This window comes from Viridibacillus soli (assembly GCF_016612995.1).
GTDB classification, from domain to species: domain Bacteria; phylum Bacillota; class Bacilli; order Bacillales_A; family Planococcaceae; genus Viridibacillus; species Viridibacillus soli.
Genome location: NZ_JAEOAH010000046.1, coordinates 29644 through 45459, shown reverse-complemented (window position 1 = coordinate 45459; position 15816 = coordinate 29644). Strand labels below are relative to the sequence as shown.

The following is a 15816-nucleotide window of genomic DNA, read 5'->3' as shown; positions in this document are numbered from 1 at the left end:
TATGCTTGAAAATTCCAACAAAACTTGAAATGAACACAATTAATAGAGCAAAATAGTGATAATAAGGGATGACGGACACATATTCTCTCCTCTGCATTGTTTTTTTCCGTTTATAAACTACAAAAACGTCAATTTCATCATTCACTAACTTTTTTACATACATAATTCATCGCATAGCTATCATTTGTTACTGGCGTTTCATGCCAATCTTGATAAATATGAACGATTTCAAAGCCATGATTAGTAAGCAAACGTTCCATCTCCTTCGGGTAAACATATCTTAATGTAATATTGGTACGTACTTCATTTACTATATGATTTTCCTTATCTTTATATTTTCGAATTGTTGTATATTGTTGTAATTGGTTCAATGCATCATATTCTGCGATAGTAGAGACATCCACCTTTAGTTGCGTGTCACTATCTATATATGAGTGCCAAAATTCTTCAGTTGTCGGCTGAAATAATTCCTCCGCACTTGGAAATCTTGTATCAAAAACAAAGATACCGTCCATATGAAGATGTCTATTGACTGAAGACAAAAGCCCGTCCTGATCTTCATTGTGTAAAAAATGTTAAAATGAATTGCCGACAGAATAAGCAAAGCTCGTTTTAAAGTCCAAATCTAGCTGCGTGCAATTTTGTTGGATCCATTCAATAGGTAAGTTCTGCTCAGCCGATTTCCTTTTTGCTTCGTCAAGCATACCTGTATGTATATCTACTCCTACTATTTGATGACCATTTTCCGCTAATGGAATTGTTACTCTACCAGTTCCGCAGGCGATATCAAGTATCGTTCCTTTAGACTTTGCGGCCCACTTTTGTAGAAACAGAATATCATCTGTATGAAGCTTATTTTCCTTATCATATAAAACTGGATTATCATATTCTTCTGTATTGCGTTGTGGTTAATATTTTCTTTACTACCAGATCTATAAAACTCATCAAATATATCTACAAATCGATTCGCAAATTCTTTATCAAATTGTTTTAGAGAACGTACAATCCATTTAGAATTGCCAACCCACTGACCGTTTGTTCTTAAATAGAACTCACTTAGTAATTCCGCAAGATGACTTGCTATAAAAATCTCCTCACCGCGATTGTTTGCCCCACTTAAATCATCTAAGGCATCCGTAATAAAATAACGTTTCAGATCTATTGTGTCAGTTGTCCATTTTGCTGGGCCTTTCTGCAAAAGATTTTGTGCCTCTTCTTTAATCTTAACCAGTATTCCTTTATCCTTTAGCACAAACCCTTCTGCAACCATCCTCGGCAATGAAGGCCTTGCCTGATCACAATCTGATTCAAAGAAATCCTTGTATGACGATAAATTATGAACAAACACTTCAATCGGCCAGCCCTCAAACAGAGTGGATTCCCGGTAGGCATGATCTAGCATTTGATCAAAGACTACAATATCTAGATCCGATGTTAGGGTCTCTTCCCCACGCACTACGCTCCCAGCCAATACAGCCGCATGGCAATTACTAAAATATGTATTGATAAATTTTTGTGCTGTTTCTATTGGTTGCGGTCTTTCACTCATAGGCGCTCTCCTTCAAATGTAAAAAGTACTTTGATGATAAATTGCTAACGATTTTCTTCATAATTCTTGCCCTATAAATGAAATTTTCCCTTAACTATCTTTACCACTTCTTCCGCACTCAAGTTTGTATTGTTTATCTTGATATAGTTTGAGTATTTGATTTCACCTTCTAAGGAATTCAATCTGTATTTCTCCATTGACTCTTTCAAGTCATTTTCAGACCATTCAATATCTCTTTTTGAAGGCTTATGTTCAAGTCTATTAGAACTTTTATTTCGCTCAAGTTTTTCTTCTAAATCAGCCTCAAGTTCTACAAAGTAAACAGTACCTCCTCTGGACTCAAAAAGCTGGGAGACTTGATTGACATAATCCCAATCAGCTTGCAGATCAAATGCCCAGACATAAGTAAAAATCATTCCATACAAATTACTCTTTGATACCTCTTCAAATATCTCCTGACGAAACAAACTTACTAATCTTTTTCCTTCTTTTGTGCTATAGTCAAAAAAATGGCTAACTAAGTCAATCGTCATATGGTTATGAAAAAGTTTCAAACCCGTTATTTTAGCTAATTCCTGTCCAACAGTCATTTTACCAACCGCTTGAGGTCCAAATATAAGAACAAATTTCATAATCTACCCCCTTAACGAATTTTTATTATTTCTTTTTTGAATTTCTAAAAATATTCTAACATAAATTTACAAATAACTATAAAAAATAAAAATTTTGTATGAAATTGTATTGGATTATATGTGTATTTCCGTTCCAAGTAAATTCTATAGAGAGGAACAGCATATGATTATAACGAAATGCAAATTGGTACTATGTAAGCTGTACATAAGCAATAAAAAAACTGCGGGAACAAATCTCGCAGTTTCTCTCTATTTATATAATCTCCTCAAAATATTGCACGGTTTTCATCGGGTCTCCCATTTTTCGTAAAGACCAGACTTCATCTAAATACACTTCGGCAAGTAACTTATATCGTCCTCCATGCTTTTCTGCCCATTCAATCGCCACGACACTTTCATATACATATGCCATTTTCTTCGCTATTTTTTTCGCTTCAAAGCTTTGCGTATCGGCATCCAATCTCGCAAATTGTGCAAGCTCCTCTGTTAATAAACCAAGCTGCCCTACTACAATTTTTTTCTGTTCGCTTTCCGCAAGCTTCTGTAGACGCTTTTTCATGACATCCGTAAATAAGAGGTGCGCTGAATATTTACTAACTAAACGGATCAGCTCTAAGCCGAGAATATTCGCTGTTCCTTCCCAAACCGTCAAAACTTGTGCATCGCGTAGTAATCTTGGCGTGACAAAATCCTCAATATAGCCATTTCCTCCGTGCATTTCAATCGCTTCATGTGCAAAATGGATCGCTTGCTCGGCCGTTTCCTTTTTCATAATAGCGATATACAATCGATTCAAAATTATCTCTTGTTCAGTCGCTTCTCCCGCCGTTACTTTTTCATAGAGACCAATCATATCAAAGACAGTCGCTACCTCTACATGAAGTGTTGCAGCAAGTTTGCCTAAAGTGTCACGCACCATAGGGAAGTCTGCTAATCGCTTACCAAAAGCATCTCTGCGAGTGGCATACTCTTTCGCCTCTAGTAGTGCTCTGCCCATAATGCCAAGAGACGCTATCGCATTACAAATACGCGAGAGATTTAAAGCTTCCATCATATAATAAAATCCTCTAGTAGGATCCCCAACAACAAAAGCCTCCGCTCCGTCAAATTCTACTTCTCCTGATGGCACTGCTTTGACACCAAGCTTATCTTTCAAACGGCGCACACGCAGATAATTCACCTCACCAGTTTCCTTACGCCAAGGTACTGCGAATAATGTTAAGCCCTTTGATCCAGAAGGTGCTCCTTCCATGCGCGCAAGTACCATTGCCACGCCACACATTCCTGCATTTGATGCGAAATATTTCTCACCATATAATCGATAATGGTCACCATCTTTCACAGCTTTTACGACGTTTGCTCCTACATCGGAGCCGCCTTGTCTTTCTGTTAAAAACGTTGCCCCTTCAAATAATGGTCCTTCACCTGTGGAGCAAACCGGTGTTAAAAAAAGCTTTTTTAATGTCTCATCTGCATAGTGGTCTAATAAATATGCAGTCGCCATCGTCAATGTGACGGGGCAATAAAAACCTGGCTCAGCATGTGATAATAAATAGCCTTGTGCAAAGCTATATGTGTAGTTCCCTTTCACTCCAAGTGCCGGAATCTCCTTGTGTACATAGCCAACAATTCCCGTATCATATGTTTCTTGTACTGTTTTTTTATAGCCATCATTGACCCATACTTCCGAAACTTCCTCACCATATTTGTCATAACGTTTTAACTTTGGTTCGCCTTCACGATCCGTATGCTTTGCACGTATGTCAATTTCATTGGCACATAATTCCCCAAATACGGTTAATTCACGCTTAGCATATGCTAAAAAATCAGCTTGTAATGTCTCTTCTAAAATCAGCTGCAATGTTTGATTATCGTGAAAGAAGTTACGTGTTGTTTGTTCGGCCACATCTTGTAATACTCTCATTGGACTACACCTACATTTCTTAACGGCTGTTTCAATATTTTCCCTGAAGCATTCCTTGGTAGTGCTTCTACTTGCTCATACAATCGTGGTAATTTGAATTTTGCTAAATGTTCCGCTAAATAGTACTGTAATTTCTCTATATCTACTTGTTCTTTTGCGGCGAAGACAGCTTTCACTGTTTCTCCCCATTCTGGATGCGGGACGCCTATAATCGCAACTTCTTGAATACCTTGATATTGCAACATTTGCTCTTCAATTTCTTTTGGATAAATATTAACTCCACCAGAAATAATTAAGTCCTTTTTACGATCGACAACCCAAATGTAGCCGTCCTCATCGAATCTCGCTAAATCACCAGTTTTCAGCCAGTCCCCTATAAATGCGGCTTTTGTTGCTTCTTCGTTTTTGTAATAACCAAGCATATTCCCTTCCCCTAATAGGACAATTTCACCTACTTCTCCCACGGCTACATCCTCACCGGTATCCTTAACAATACGCAGTTCTGTATGAAGCGGTGCACGATGGCCAATGCTCCCTGCCTTTTGCTCGTGTTCATGTGCTATCAAAATAGAACCACTAGGCCCTGCTTCTGTTAAGCCATATACACATACTAAGTTGTCTGTTTGGAAAGCTTGCTTGATAAAGTCTACTTCTTTCTTAGATATCGGAGCACCGCCGTATACCCACCATTTCATCGATGAAAGATCGGCTTCTTTTAACTTCGGGTTTTGCACTGATAATAAATAAGCAACAGGTGCACCAAAGAAATGCGTCGTTTTTTCCTGTACAACTGTATCGATAAATAGATCTGGTGTGAAAGTTGGCGTTAACACTGCAGTCGCTCCAACAATCATACCCGCCATCAAAAATAAATGAAGTGGTGCTGAATGACTAAGCGGCATCATGAGAAGTAAGCGACTCTCTGGCTTCATCTCCATTTCAACACAAATCATTTGCGCAACTGTTAATATATTTCGATAGCTAAATAGAACACCTTTTGGATTTCCAGTCGTTCCAGAAGTATAGAGAATAGTAGATTCATCATCTTCTTTTAAAGTACAAATTATTTCTTCGTCGCTACCAGCTGAAATTAATTGCTCAAAGCTTAACCAGCCATCTACCGCTGCACCCGTCTTAATAAGTAAGTTTGGATTTTGTATCTTTTCAACTACTGGAAATATAAGTTCATGGGCTATGAAAGCGATTGCATCTGAGTGTTCAATAATATATTCAACTTCTTTTGTAGAGAACTTCGCATTGATCGGCACAATAATGGCACCCAGACGCTGTACTGCAAAGTAGCTGACCACAAATTCCAACACATTCGGCATAAATAATATAACTTTATCGCCTTTTTTAATTTGCTTCTCCTGTAAGACACTTGCAAGTTGATTGACAAGTTGATTGAGCTCATTGAAATTAACTCGCTTAGCCTGACTTACAACAGCTTCCCCTTGCGGATACTTCCTTGCATTGCTTACTAATAATTGTGAACTATTCAATACGATTTCCCCCTTTAGAGTTGATTAATTTTTCAGTAAAATCAAAATGCAAAGTTTCAATTTCACTTCGAATTTCCTGTAGCTCCCGAATCTTCTCATCTATCTCAGCCATCTTTTGCTCACCAAAGGCGACGGTTCTCTCGAGCTGCTTGATACCTGTTCGATCCTTATCAAAAAGTAATACCATTTCTTTAATCTCATCGAGTGAGAAGCCATACCTCTTACCTCTGAAAATCAACTTTAACTTTGCATAATCCGAGTTAGAGTACATTCTTTTATTTGAATCAGTCCGTCGTGGTTCCAACAAACCAAGCTCTTCATAATAGCGAATGGTCCGAGACGACACATCGAATTCTTTTGCAATATCTGTAATTGTCCGCAATCCCATCACCATCCTGACTATAACTTAGATAACTTAGAAGCAGTATATCATTGACGTTAACGTAAAGTTCAACTAATAACCACCATTGCTTGCTATGAAAACATTATTCTTTTACTTCATTGGCACTGTAAAATGATAATATTCTGTAAAAGAGGGACCCGCTTTGAACTACAGCACTATCGCTGATTACTTATTCAAGAAAGGTGTCTATGACCAGTACATATGGCATTAGAAATCCATTATTTTATTGCTAAACACTCAGCCAATTGTTGCTTTGAAATGAAGTTTGATCAATAACACCTCATAAGCCGGCATTTTACGATAAATAAAAAGAATCCATTTTGAAAAAAGATTGATCAAAATGGATTCTTACCCAGCAGATTTAAGTTTCGGTTTTATAAAAAAGTTTAATTATTTTCTATCTGTCTGCTCTACAATCGTGCCATATTTGTTGAAAACATTGCAAAGCAAGCCCCTTAGCATGTTGATTCTTCACTCCCACCAATGCTTCATTTCACTGAATCTAACGTCCCATAGTTTAGCGTTCCCAGAAACGATAATCGTAATTTCGTTTTCTTTATAATAAAATGGTATCTCTACAAATTCTGCCCCTTTTTAGCACATCAAATATACTCAAACATAAATTGGATAATTTGCGATATAATTTACACATCATCTGTAACTAGTTAGTTAACTTAAACCCTTAGAGAAGTAAAAACGAAAAAAATTGGTTAAAAATAATATACTTATTTAGACGGGAGATAGCTGTTATGGAACAAAAAATACTAGAATTGCTCAACGGAATATATCCAGTGGATTTTATTAAAGTTGAAGCAGTAACAAATGAAATGTTTCGGTGTACCGCAAAACAAGGTGAATACTTTGCAAGAATTACAAACTACAAAGGTTATTATGAACAATTAGAAGAGGTTACATATACAAACTACCTACATAAAGAAGGACTAGGTGTATCACCTGCAATAGTTTCAATAAATGGTAAAGAGGTAGAAAAGATAACCTTTAATAACAAGGAAGTATTAACTGTTCTTTATGAATCTGCTGCTGGTAAACACTTATCAAGAAATCAATGGAATGCAAATGTTTTAAAAGAGTTAGGCAGGCAAATTGGTAAATTACATCGCCTCTCTAGAAAATTTGAAGAGATAAATCCGACTAGATATATCAATGATTGGTATCAAAATGAGGAATATGCTTTCTTGAAATATATTCCTGAAGAAGAGACTACGATTAGAGCTGTTGCACAAGAAATTTTAACAAAGATTAAAAACATCCCAAAAGACAATTCCAATTATGGATTGTTACACGGTGACTTATGGTTAGAGAATATATTGGTAGATCGTGATTTAAAACTGTCAATGGTTGATTTTCAAGATTGTGAGAATAATTTTTATATCTTTGATTTAGCTGTTCCAATATATAGTGCGATAGAGTATTCATTTGTCGGTGGTGGGAACATCATTGAATATGGAAGAGGTATTACAAAAGCAATCATCGAAGGATACCAAGAGGAAAACGATCTCCCAAAGGAAATGTTAGAAAAACTCCCCTTATTTATAAAACTAAAAGAAGTCTTTGAGTATAGCTTAATGCATATGTACTGGAATAAAGAAAGGTTAACTGAAGAACAGATAAGAATAATGAACCATTTTAGAATGAGAATTGAAAAAGATCATTCTTTCCTTGACACAAACGGTTTGTTATTAAACTAAACTTAATCTTCCGAAAACGGGCGCATTTCTTTAATAAGGAGTGTGTCTTTTTCCATTTAAGGGCCATTTAATGGAGGAAGAATCCCAAGAAAAATTGACTACATATGGTAATTCGAGTATGGTGTTTGTGAAAGGGGGATTAGAGGTATGAGTAAAATATCTTTTAATGAGTTAGAAAAGAAACTTAAAAGTATTAGAATTGAAGCTTTTGTCATTTATAAAGGGAATACACGAATCTTCGAATACTTGAAGAATAAAAAGGTAGTAGAAAAACCTTTAAAGGTATATTCCATTACTAAGAGCATTGTTTCAATATTAATTGGAATTATGGTAGATAAAGGGTTAATTAAAAATATTGACGAATCTATTCAAAACTATTTTCCAGAAATATTAGAGTCCAATGATCCGCAAAAGAAAGAAATTACAATATTTCATTTGCTGACCATGACTTCGGGGTTACAAATAGGAAATTTCCAAGGATCAAAAAACTGGGTTAAATTCATACTAGGACAACCAATTATACATAAACCAGGTTCAACCTTTCAGTATAATTCAGGAAACTCTCATTTACTAAGTGCGATAATACAAAAAATTTCTGGAATTCCCACCGCTTCATTTGCTGAGAAATATTTATTCCATCCATTAGGGATAAATAAATACACTTGGCTAAAGGATCCACAAGGAATTCACGGGGGTGGTTTCAGTATTTCATTAAATCTTGAGGATATGGTGAAGATTGGACTATTATTTTTAAACGAAGGGCGATTTAATTCAAATCAGGTAATTTCATCCAACTGGCTCCTTAAGGCAAAAAGACCATATAAACAAGTTAATAACACAAAAGAAGGAACATATGGATATGGATATCAGCTATGGACTTATGAAAATACTAATCCTAACACCCCGATTGATTATTATTATGCTAATGGTATATTTGGGCAATATATATTTATTGTTCCGAAATTAAATATTATAGCGGTGGTAAAAAGCAATCTACAAAATGACTTGCAATCTGCACCAAGACTCATTTTCGAAGAGCTATTAGGTAGTTGGCAGGATAAGAGAGATATTTGAGCAAGTCAAACTGAGGTTCCTCCTCTTTTGATATCATACTTAATTCTTCTTCAACTAAACGTTAGTTGAAGAAGAATTAGGTAATTTTAGGATTGAGAATTAGTTATTCCATTAAAGGTCGGGATTGTTGAATATGCTTCTCTTTCTTATTGAATTAACTGCCAATTAGTTGTATGAGAAAGGACATAACATATTAGTCATATAAAATATGTTATGTCCTTTAATTTATCTATACTTTTTTAATTTAGGTCTTGATAATGTAATAATGATCAATCTTTTTTATAAAACTACACCAATTCATTAAATGAAATGCGCACTACAAATAAATGTATAATTTATCCAATCAGCAGTCCTTTCTTAGAAATTGCTGAACAATATCTGCTACCGTCCCCGCCTTGGCTAAATGTACATTCTCCCCTGCCCACATCGATAAATAGTCCGCTTTTCCTTGTTGGCCTGCTTCTTTACGAATTTCCTTTGTTAAATCATTTTGCACAGGATATGGTGCAATCGATTGATTTTCCATATAGGTCATAAAATCGTTTACGATACCTCTTGCGGCTTTCCCAGAAAAAGCGGTTGTCAATGATGTAATGTTTTCTTCTGATTGTAAAATTGCTTTTTTATGTAGAGGGTGTGCCCCGCTTTCTTGAGTTGCAAGTAGAGCTGTACCGAGTTGAACAGCAGCTGCGCCTAACTCAAGCAATTCATCCATTTGCTGCTTCTTCATAATACCCCCGGTAGCAATAAGCGGTAGCTTCACTTTTCCGATTGTCGCTTTTAATAGCTCAATCGTAGGAATTAAAGTGATCGGTTCTAAAAACGTACCACGATGCCCCCCAGCTTCTCCGCCTTGCAAAACGACTGCATCTAATCCTGCCTTTTCAACCGCAATTGCTTCCTCTACAGTTGTGGCAGTACCTATGCAATAAACCTCTTGTTGATGTAAAAATCTCAGCGTTTTCTGATCAGGTATGCCGAATGTAAAGGAGCAAATTTTCACGTCTTCTTCTACGATGACCTTAACTTGCTTGGCAAACTCACTTGAGGACAATTTCACTGGATCTTCCGATAAGCCGAGTTGTTGACGAAATGGTTCTAATGCTGCATGTGCTTTTGCAATCTGATCATCCGCAGCATCTACTTCCTCTGGAACAAATAAATTCACTGAAAACGACCGTTCTGTCAAAGATTTCACTTCACGAATAAATTTTCTAGTCGCTTCTGCCGTTAAATATCCTGCCCCTACAGAACCTAATATACCTGCATTTGCACTTGCTGCTACAAATTCAGGCGTTGTCACCCCAGCCATTGGTGCTTGCACGATTGGCTCATCTATCCCTAAAATATTTTGAACAAATAAAACGCCCATTACTAACACCCCTTTTAGTTTTTCTTCTCACTCACAAGTGCTGCTCCTAGAATCGCAAGCACTAGACCTCCCCAGGACAACACACTATAATGCACTAAATGACTAAAGAAAAATTTCCCTACTATAGTGAGTACACCAATAAAAAAAATGATTGAACCAACTGTTTTGCGATTCATATTTTCACATTCTTTCTGTATGGTTCTCCATCACTACTATTATAACGAAATGCTAATACTTTATCATTTACATATCGTTTACAATTCGGTCAACTAACAGGAGTAAAATTCACTTTACTTTACATTTCTAAACATGAATAAATCATTCGCAATGAAGATTTACTTTCTTCAATACAAGCCCCGCCTAATAGCCTGCTTTTAGACGTGAGAAAATCAGCTGGATTTGCTTTCGGACATATTTCCCGGGTAATTTCTATTCCTTTGGGTGATTGGGAATGACGTATAGATGCGTTATACACCGAGCTAACTTTTTACATTATTTAGCACTTATAAATTCGATCCAATTTACATAAGGATATATTTCAGCTGGACGTTTGATTGCAGAAAATACTAAGGTATCTTACTGACTACCTTCTAAAGATGCAACGGAAGTAACTTTCCAATATGCAGCATTAGAAGATGGTATTACTGTCGCACTTGGCGATGTTGCCATCCATATGTACGCACTATACTCACCAGGGCATACAATTGGTTCTACACCTATTGTAATCGACGAGAAAGATATTTTATTCATTGATTCGAATGGGCTGATATAGCCGGATTTGCATTGTTGCCTCACCACTAGGGATAATGACAGGTGAAAAAATGAACACAAAAATTCTCCAAATTATTTTAGCTGTCCTCGTTTCAGGTACTGCTGTTAAAATTTAGTTAGATTTACTATAATATAAAAGATAATAAACGATTTTTTTATCTTATTTTAAAGGAGGGCTTCTATTTGAGAAAAGGAATCATTGATCGCTTTGAAGGAGAAGTCGCAGTTATTGAATTTGAAAATGGCACGGAAGATTTCCCTCTTACTAAATTACCTAAAGGTGCTCAACCTGGAGATGTGTTACTTTTTGAAAACGGTAAAATTTTGATTGATCTTGAAGGTAAAAAACAATTAGAAAAAGAAATTGCTGATTTGATGGATGATTTATTTAAGGATTGATCTAAACAGCAATACTCTAAAGAAATTCCAGTCGAATTTTGTATTTACAATCGCCACAGCAGTAATTTCCTTCACGATTTACTTTATATTTATTATATACGGCTGTAAAGTCAGATGGAACAGAACGAGTAAAGGGGCTGTATCATATCCAAAATGTCAATAACTATCACAGCCGATTAAAAGATTGGATGCAACGATTTAATGGTGTGGCTACAAAATACTTCAGTATTGTGAAACATAGTAGTGATGATGTTTCTATAATTAAAATGATAGTAGAAAGTTATTTATTTCCAATTAATGAAACCTATAACTCATTATAGGAGTATCCATATTAAGACTTCTATTGTCAACTAACATAAACAGGCTAGTTGAAGAACTATGAGTAAAACTCTAAATGGAAACAACCTATTTATGCGAAAGGAGGTAGTACGTATGAGATTAAAAAATTATTTATTTACTGTTTTAATTTCTGTTATCTTTTTATTAGGTTGCTCCAATAATAACAATTCATCAGCAGATTGGGCTTTTTCATTTATCGTTTGGGATGGTTACATTTATCAATTAAGTAATGAATCTGTAAATGATATCAGTGAAGAAATTGGTGAAGTAACAAAGTATTCGGATATGGAGGGAACGTACTCTGGAAATTTCTCGAATGCGTACGAAAAAGGTACAAAATATTACTCTATAGAAGGAATAAGTACCCAAGAAGCAATAGCAATTGAAGTAGAGGATGGTAAATATAGAAAAGCATTTAGGGATGGTAAATACGGAGAAAAGTAGTTTTCCAAATTTCATCTAATTGGTACTTTAATTGAACAAGAAAACAAAAAGACTTCAAATTTGAAGTCCTCAAAAAATCTCTTAAACTAAATGGATACTTTGGCATTAACTGCTTTATCGAAGATGGACCTCTAATTGGCCAATTCAAATGAATCAGTTTTGGCGTTCGGATTACTAACTGCGATTTTTCAGAATAAGGACTAAGCCTAATAATGCAAAAAGCCTCTCCAACTGGAAAGGCTTTTTCGATGGTTCTACTATTAAGCGTGAACTAATCTAATCTTATTCGCAACACGTTCTGTTAACATTGTTGTCGCTTTTGGTAATACAGCTTTGAAGACTGGATTTAACACTGGAGCTGCTAACCCCCCTGCATTTACTTCTAAAAAACCGACCATTTGCGTTTTTTCAGCTTCTAATGCTGTTGCTTCAAAATATCCATTTCCAGTAAATTTATCTGTTAACCCTATAAGATTAAATGTAATTTTTGATGGTTCTTCCCAATCGATAATATCAATTTGTACTTTTACTGTTTTTTTCAAGACGCCGACATTGCCAGCAAATGTCCAAGTAGATTGACGATCATTGATGATTTCATGTTCTCTATATCCGGGTACAAGTTTTGCCCATTTTTCCATATTGCTAACAAATTCCCAAACTTCTATCGCTGGTAATGGAATCTCTACTGTATGTGATGCTGTTGCCATAATCGTTCACTACTTTCTCTATGGATTATTTACAATTACCAGTATAGCGAATTTTCATCAAAAATTCGACAAATAAAGGCCTATCTAAAGCACCTTTTGTCCTTAAATTTAATTTATAAGTAAAATGCTATATTAGATAGTTTTTCATATTTACAAGATTTTTAGTACTATTATTAGAATTTAATAGTCTCTAATACCTAATTTCACTTGAATAAATCAGTTTAAACACGCTAATGTAGATTTAAAATAAAATTTGACCAAAAGAAAAAAAGGTATAAATTCAATAATAATTATATGCTAAGAGAATATATTTATATTCCAAGAAAAGAAGAACATAGAAAGTCTTGGAGATTGGGTACTGATACAAAGAGTGAATTGGATCAAAGAAATTCTAATATGTATATCGATTTTTCATCGGGAATAGATAGGTCTATCTACTTTAGCTATGAAATATTATTTGTCGTCAAAGGGTATTCAAACAAAAAATAAGCCAAAGTGGTTATAAACTGTATTGTCTTATTCTCTTTTAAGAAATAAGTATGAGGTTTTTCCAAGTAATAGAAATGGGATATAATCTATTCAGCTATATGCAAGGAGGATATACAAATGGAAAATATCGTTATTAATAATAGGGATTATAAATTGATTTCACACTTTAAACATAACAATGAGCTCCGAAACAGTTTTAATTTGCTTACCCAACAAGTTTTTCATTTTGATTTTGAAAAATGGTATAAAAGTGGTTATTGGGAAGATAATTGTCTTTTGTATTCTCTGTTAGATATCGATAGAATTGTTTCTCATATCACAGTGAATATAATTGATTTTATTGTTTTGGGAGAAAAGAAACGATTTATTCAGTTAGGTACAGTAATGACAGATGAACATTACCGGAACAAAGGGCTAAGCCGAGTTCTTTTGGAAAAGGTTTTAACCGAGTGGGAAAATAAATGTGATATGATTTATCTTTACGCCAATGACAGTGTTCTTGATTTTTATCCTAAGTTTGGATTTGTGCCTGTTGATGAATATCAAGCTTCCATAAAAAATTCTAAAATCAAAAGTCCTTATTCTGTCCGAAAAATGGACATAGATCATGTTAGCGACCTGAACTTGCTTTTTGAAAAAGCAAAAGAAGCTGTTTCACTATTTAAACTTTCTATGCAGGATAATGCCGGATTAATAATGTTCTATTGTAACTACTTTGATTTGTACAGTTTAAAGGAAAATCTGTTCTATATAGAAGACTTCCAAGCGATAGCTGTAGCAGAATACGTTGATGACACTTTAATCTTGTATGATATTTTGGCAACCCAAAAAATAGAAATTGAAGATGTTATATATACCTTGGCAACGGAACAGACGAAAAATGTTATTCTGAGATTTATGCCAATCAACAATGAAAATTATGAAGTAAGTATTTTTAAAGAAGAGGATTCTACTCTTATGGTAATGGCTGATAAAAGTGAACTCTTTAAAAATAACAAGCTAATTTTCCCTATGTTATCTCACACATAATTTAGTGCAAATTTCAAACTATCATTACAGCATACTAGGGGGATATTAGTAAATTATTTTCCGTTACCCCCCATTTTTTAAGCTACTTTATGCAGACTATAACGTTTTATGAATAAAAGCAAAAAACGCAGAAAAGAGATTGCACTCTATTCTGCGTTTTTCTATCATCTTAAGTTTACGTTTTTTATACTTGCTGCGGTTTTTTCCAAAAAAATGCCATTGCATAGCTAATAGCTAATACGACCATTGCAAAACCGTATGGGTAATGGACGTTTATATCAAAAAGGATACCTGCTACAGCGGGCCCGATGATGTTACCAACACTTGTGAATGTTGAATTTAAGCCACCCACAAAACCTTGCTCATTGCCGGCTACTTTCGATAAATAGGTCGTCAGTGCAGGTCTTATTAAATCAAATGTTAGGAAAATGACTAGCGTAACTGCTAATACTAGAGCATAAGCTGATACTTGCATCATGGCAATCATGAATACAGCTGCTACTGCTAAACAAACTCGTATCAAACGAATTTCACCAAGCCAGCTTGTTAGACGATCGAAGGCGAAAACTTGTGTAATCGTTCCTAAAATGCCACTAATCGTAATGAGCAATGCAATATCCTTTGCTGTAAAACCAAATTGATGGTCTAAATATAGTCCATAAACTGTTTCATAAGTTGCTAAGCCAAATGATGACACTAAGATTATTAGCATCGGGATAAGGTAAATGGGCTCAAGTACTTTTTTAAATCCTGGTTTTGTCTTTACTTCTGCAGTTTCATTTTGTCCTTCTTGAGTAGACGCTGTTTCCTTCAAAAATAACAGGGAGAAAATAGCTCCACAAAAACCTAATCCCGCCGCAAAGAAGAATGGCAATCTCGTGTTAAGTTCGGCTAAAAAACCACCAATTCCAGGTCCAATAATAAAACCTGTATTAATAGCTGCAGCCACATAACCCATTGCTTTTGAACGTTGTTTTAATGTCGTAACATCCGCAACATATGCCGTAACTGCCGGCATAATAAATGCCGCACTAATACCGCCTAACATACGTGATGCATAAAGAACTTTCACATCTTGACCGAATCCAAATAATAATTCAGAAAAACCAAATATCATCATACCGATAACGATCATTTTTTTTCGGCCAAATCGATCGACCCATCTACCGGCGATTGGTGATACTACTAATTGTACACAAGCAAACGCCGCTATTAAGTAGCCCATCGTTGCTCCACTTAAATGCATTTCCCTCATTAATGTCGGTAGAACAGGAACAACAAGACCTATTCCTAAAAACACGACTAATAAATTCGCTAGCACTAGATAAAGTGCCTTATTCATCTTACTTTGCATCTCTTTCACCTATAAAGCATCATTTTCATAGCTATTGATGCTACCTGTTTTTATTTATTCTCTTCATCCTACTATACTTCTATTGAAACTTGCACTAATCTTTTCTTTTTCATCATTTT

General features: G+C 35.3%; 16 protein-coding genes and 3 pseudogenes. 8 read left to right on the top strand and 11 right to left on the bottom strand.

Annotated elements, in window-relative coordinates; translation table 11 throughout:
- Nucleotides 1-137: 137 nt before the first annotated feature.
- From JFL43_RS22815 to JFL43_RS19715, 7 genes are all read right to left on the bottom strand, one after another.
- Nucleotides 138-542, bottom strand: coding sequence for a hypothetical protein (locus JFL43_RS22815; RefSeq protein WP_234447907.1), 405 nt, complete (start codon nt 540-542; stop codon nt 138-140).
- A gap of 33 nt (nt 543-575) precedes the next feature.
- Nucleotides 576-785, bottom strand: coding sequence for a class I SAM-dependent methyltransferase (locus JFL43_RS22810; RefSeq protein ID WP_325166714.1), 210 nt, complete (start codon nt 783-785; stop codon nt 576-578).
- Nucleotides 761-1549 carry a nucleotidyltransferase domain-containing protein gene (locus JFL43_RS19735; RefSeq protein WP_234447906.1) on the bottom strand — a complete coding sequence of 263 codons (789 nt, stop codon included), beginning with the start codon at nt 1547-1549 and terminating at the stop codon, nt 761-763. The genes JFL43_RS22810 and JFL43_RS19735 overlap by 25 nt, the downstream gene beginning before the upstream one ends.
- A 71-nt stretch (nt 1550-1620) precedes the next feature.
- Nucleotides 1621-2181, bottom strand: coding sequence for an AAA family ATPase (locus JFL43_RS19730; RefSeq protein ID WP_200750329.1), 561 nt, complete (start codon nt 2179-2181; stop codon nt 1621-1623).
- Nucleotides 2182-2434: 253 nt separating this feature from the next.
- A complete protein-coding gene (locus JFL43_RS19725) occupies nt 2435-4105 on the bottom strand; it encodes an acyl-CoA dehydrogenase family protein (RefSeq protein ID WP_200750328.1) in 1671 nt (556 codons plus the stop codon).
- The gene (locus JFL43_RS19720) at nt 4102-5607 is read right to left on the bottom strand and encodes a class I adenylate-forming enzyme family protein (protein WP_200750327.1); all 1506 of its coding nucleotides are present in this window, start codon (nt 5605-5607) and stop codon (nt 4102-4104) included. Before JFL43_RS19720 ends, JFL43_RS19725 begins: the two co-directional genes overlap by 4 nt.
- Nucleotides 5600-5995: a MerR family transcriptional regulator gene (locus JFL43_RS19715; protein WP_407702007.1), complete on the bottom strand. Its 396-nt coding sequence runs from the start codon at nt 5993-5995 to the stop codon at nt 5600-5602. The genes JFL43_RS19720 and JFL43_RS19715 overlap by 8 nt, the downstream gene beginning before the upstream one ends.
- Nucleotides 5996-6759: 764 nt before the next feature.
- Between JFL43_RS19715 and JFL43_RS19710 the strand changes: the two genes are divergently transcribed.
- Nucleotides 6760-7719 carry a phosphotransferase enzyme family protein gene (locus JFL43_RS19710; protein WP_200750325.1) on the top strand — a complete coding sequence of 320 codons (960 nt, stop codon included), beginning with the start codon at nt 6760-6762 and terminating at the stop codon, nt 7717-7719.
- Nucleotides 7720-7866: 147 nt separating this feature from the next.
- Nucleotides 7867-8793, top strand: coding sequence for a serine hydrolase domain-containing protein (locus JFL43_RS19705; protein WP_200750324.1), 927 nt, complete (start codon nt 7867-7869; stop codon nt 8791-8793).
- A gap of 343 nt (nt 8794-9136) precedes the next feature.
- Here JFL43_RS19705 and JFL43_RS19700 read toward each other — a convergent pair whose 3' ends face one another.
- Together JFL43_RS19700 and JFL43_RS19695 are read right to left on the bottom strand one after the other, a co-directional pair.
- A complete protein-coding gene (locus JFL43_RS19700; RefSeq protein WP_200750323.1) occupies nt 9137-10165 on the bottom strand; it encodes an NAD(P)H-dependent flavin oxidoreductase in 1029 nt (342 codons plus the stop codon).
- Between the two features lie 14 nt (nt 10166-10179).
- Nucleotides 10180-10341, bottom strand: coding sequence for a hypothetical protein (locus tag JFL43_RS19695; protein ID WP_200750322.1), 162 nt, complete (start codon nt 10339-10341; stop codon nt 10180-10182).
- A 356-nt stretch (nt 10342-10697) separates the two neighbouring features.
- Between JFL43_RS19695 and JFL43_RS22805 the strand changes: the two are divergent.
- The 5 genes and pseudogenes from JFL43_RS22805 to JFL43_RS19675 all read left to right on the top strand — a co-directional run.
- A pseudogene (locus tag JFL43_RS22805) lies at nt 10698-10928 on the top strand (MBL fold metallo-hydrolase); the annotation flags it as partial.
- Nucleotides 10929-10947: 19 nt separating this feature from the next.
- Nucleotides 10948-11052: pseudogene (locus JFL43_RS22800) on the top strand (sulfite exporter TauE/SafE family protein); the annotation flags it as partial.
- A gap of 67 nt (nt 11053-11119) precedes the next feature.
- A complete protein-coding gene (locus JFL43_RS19685; RefSeq protein WP_200750320.1) occupies nt 11120-11335 on the top strand; it encodes a DUF3006 domain-containing protein in 216 nt (71 codons plus the stop codon).
- 107 nt (nt 11336-11442) lie between these two features.
- Nucleotides 11443-11655: pseudogene (locus JFL43_RS19680) on the top strand (IS1595 family transposase); the annotation flags it as partial.
- 112 nt (nt 11656-11767) lie between these two features.
- Nucleotides 11768-12118 carry a hypothetical protein gene (locus JFL43_RS19675; RefSeq protein ID WP_200750319.1) on the top strand — a complete coding sequence of 117 codons (351 nt, stop codon included), beginning with the start codon at nt 11768-11770 and terminating at the stop codon, nt 12116-12118.
- A 260-nt stretch (nt 12119-12378) separates the two neighbouring features.
- On the opposite strand, the gene JFL43_RS19670 is transcribed toward JFL43_RS19675, so the two are convergent.
- Complete coding sequence (locus JFL43_RS19670; protein ID WP_100796663.1) at nt 12379-12825, bottom strand: CoxG family protein; 447 nt, start codon at nt 12823-12825, stop codon at nt 12379-12381.
- Nucleotides 12826-13431: 606 nt separating this feature from the next.
- Here JFL43_RS19670 and JFL43_RS19665 point away from each other — a divergent pair.
- A complete protein-coding gene (locus tag JFL43_RS19665) occupies nt 13432-14343 on the top strand; it encodes a GNAT family N-acetyltransferase (protein WP_200750318.1) in 912 nt (303 codons plus the stop codon).
- Nucleotides 14344-14527: 184 nt separating this feature from the next.
- On the opposite strand, the gene JFL43_RS19660 is transcribed toward JFL43_RS19665, so the two are convergent.
- A complete protein-coding gene (locus tag JFL43_RS19660; protein ID WP_157812967.1) occupies nt 14528-15697 on the bottom strand; it encodes an MFS transporter in 1170 nt (389 codons plus the stop codon).
- Nucleotides 15698-15816 lie beyond the last annotated feature (119 nt).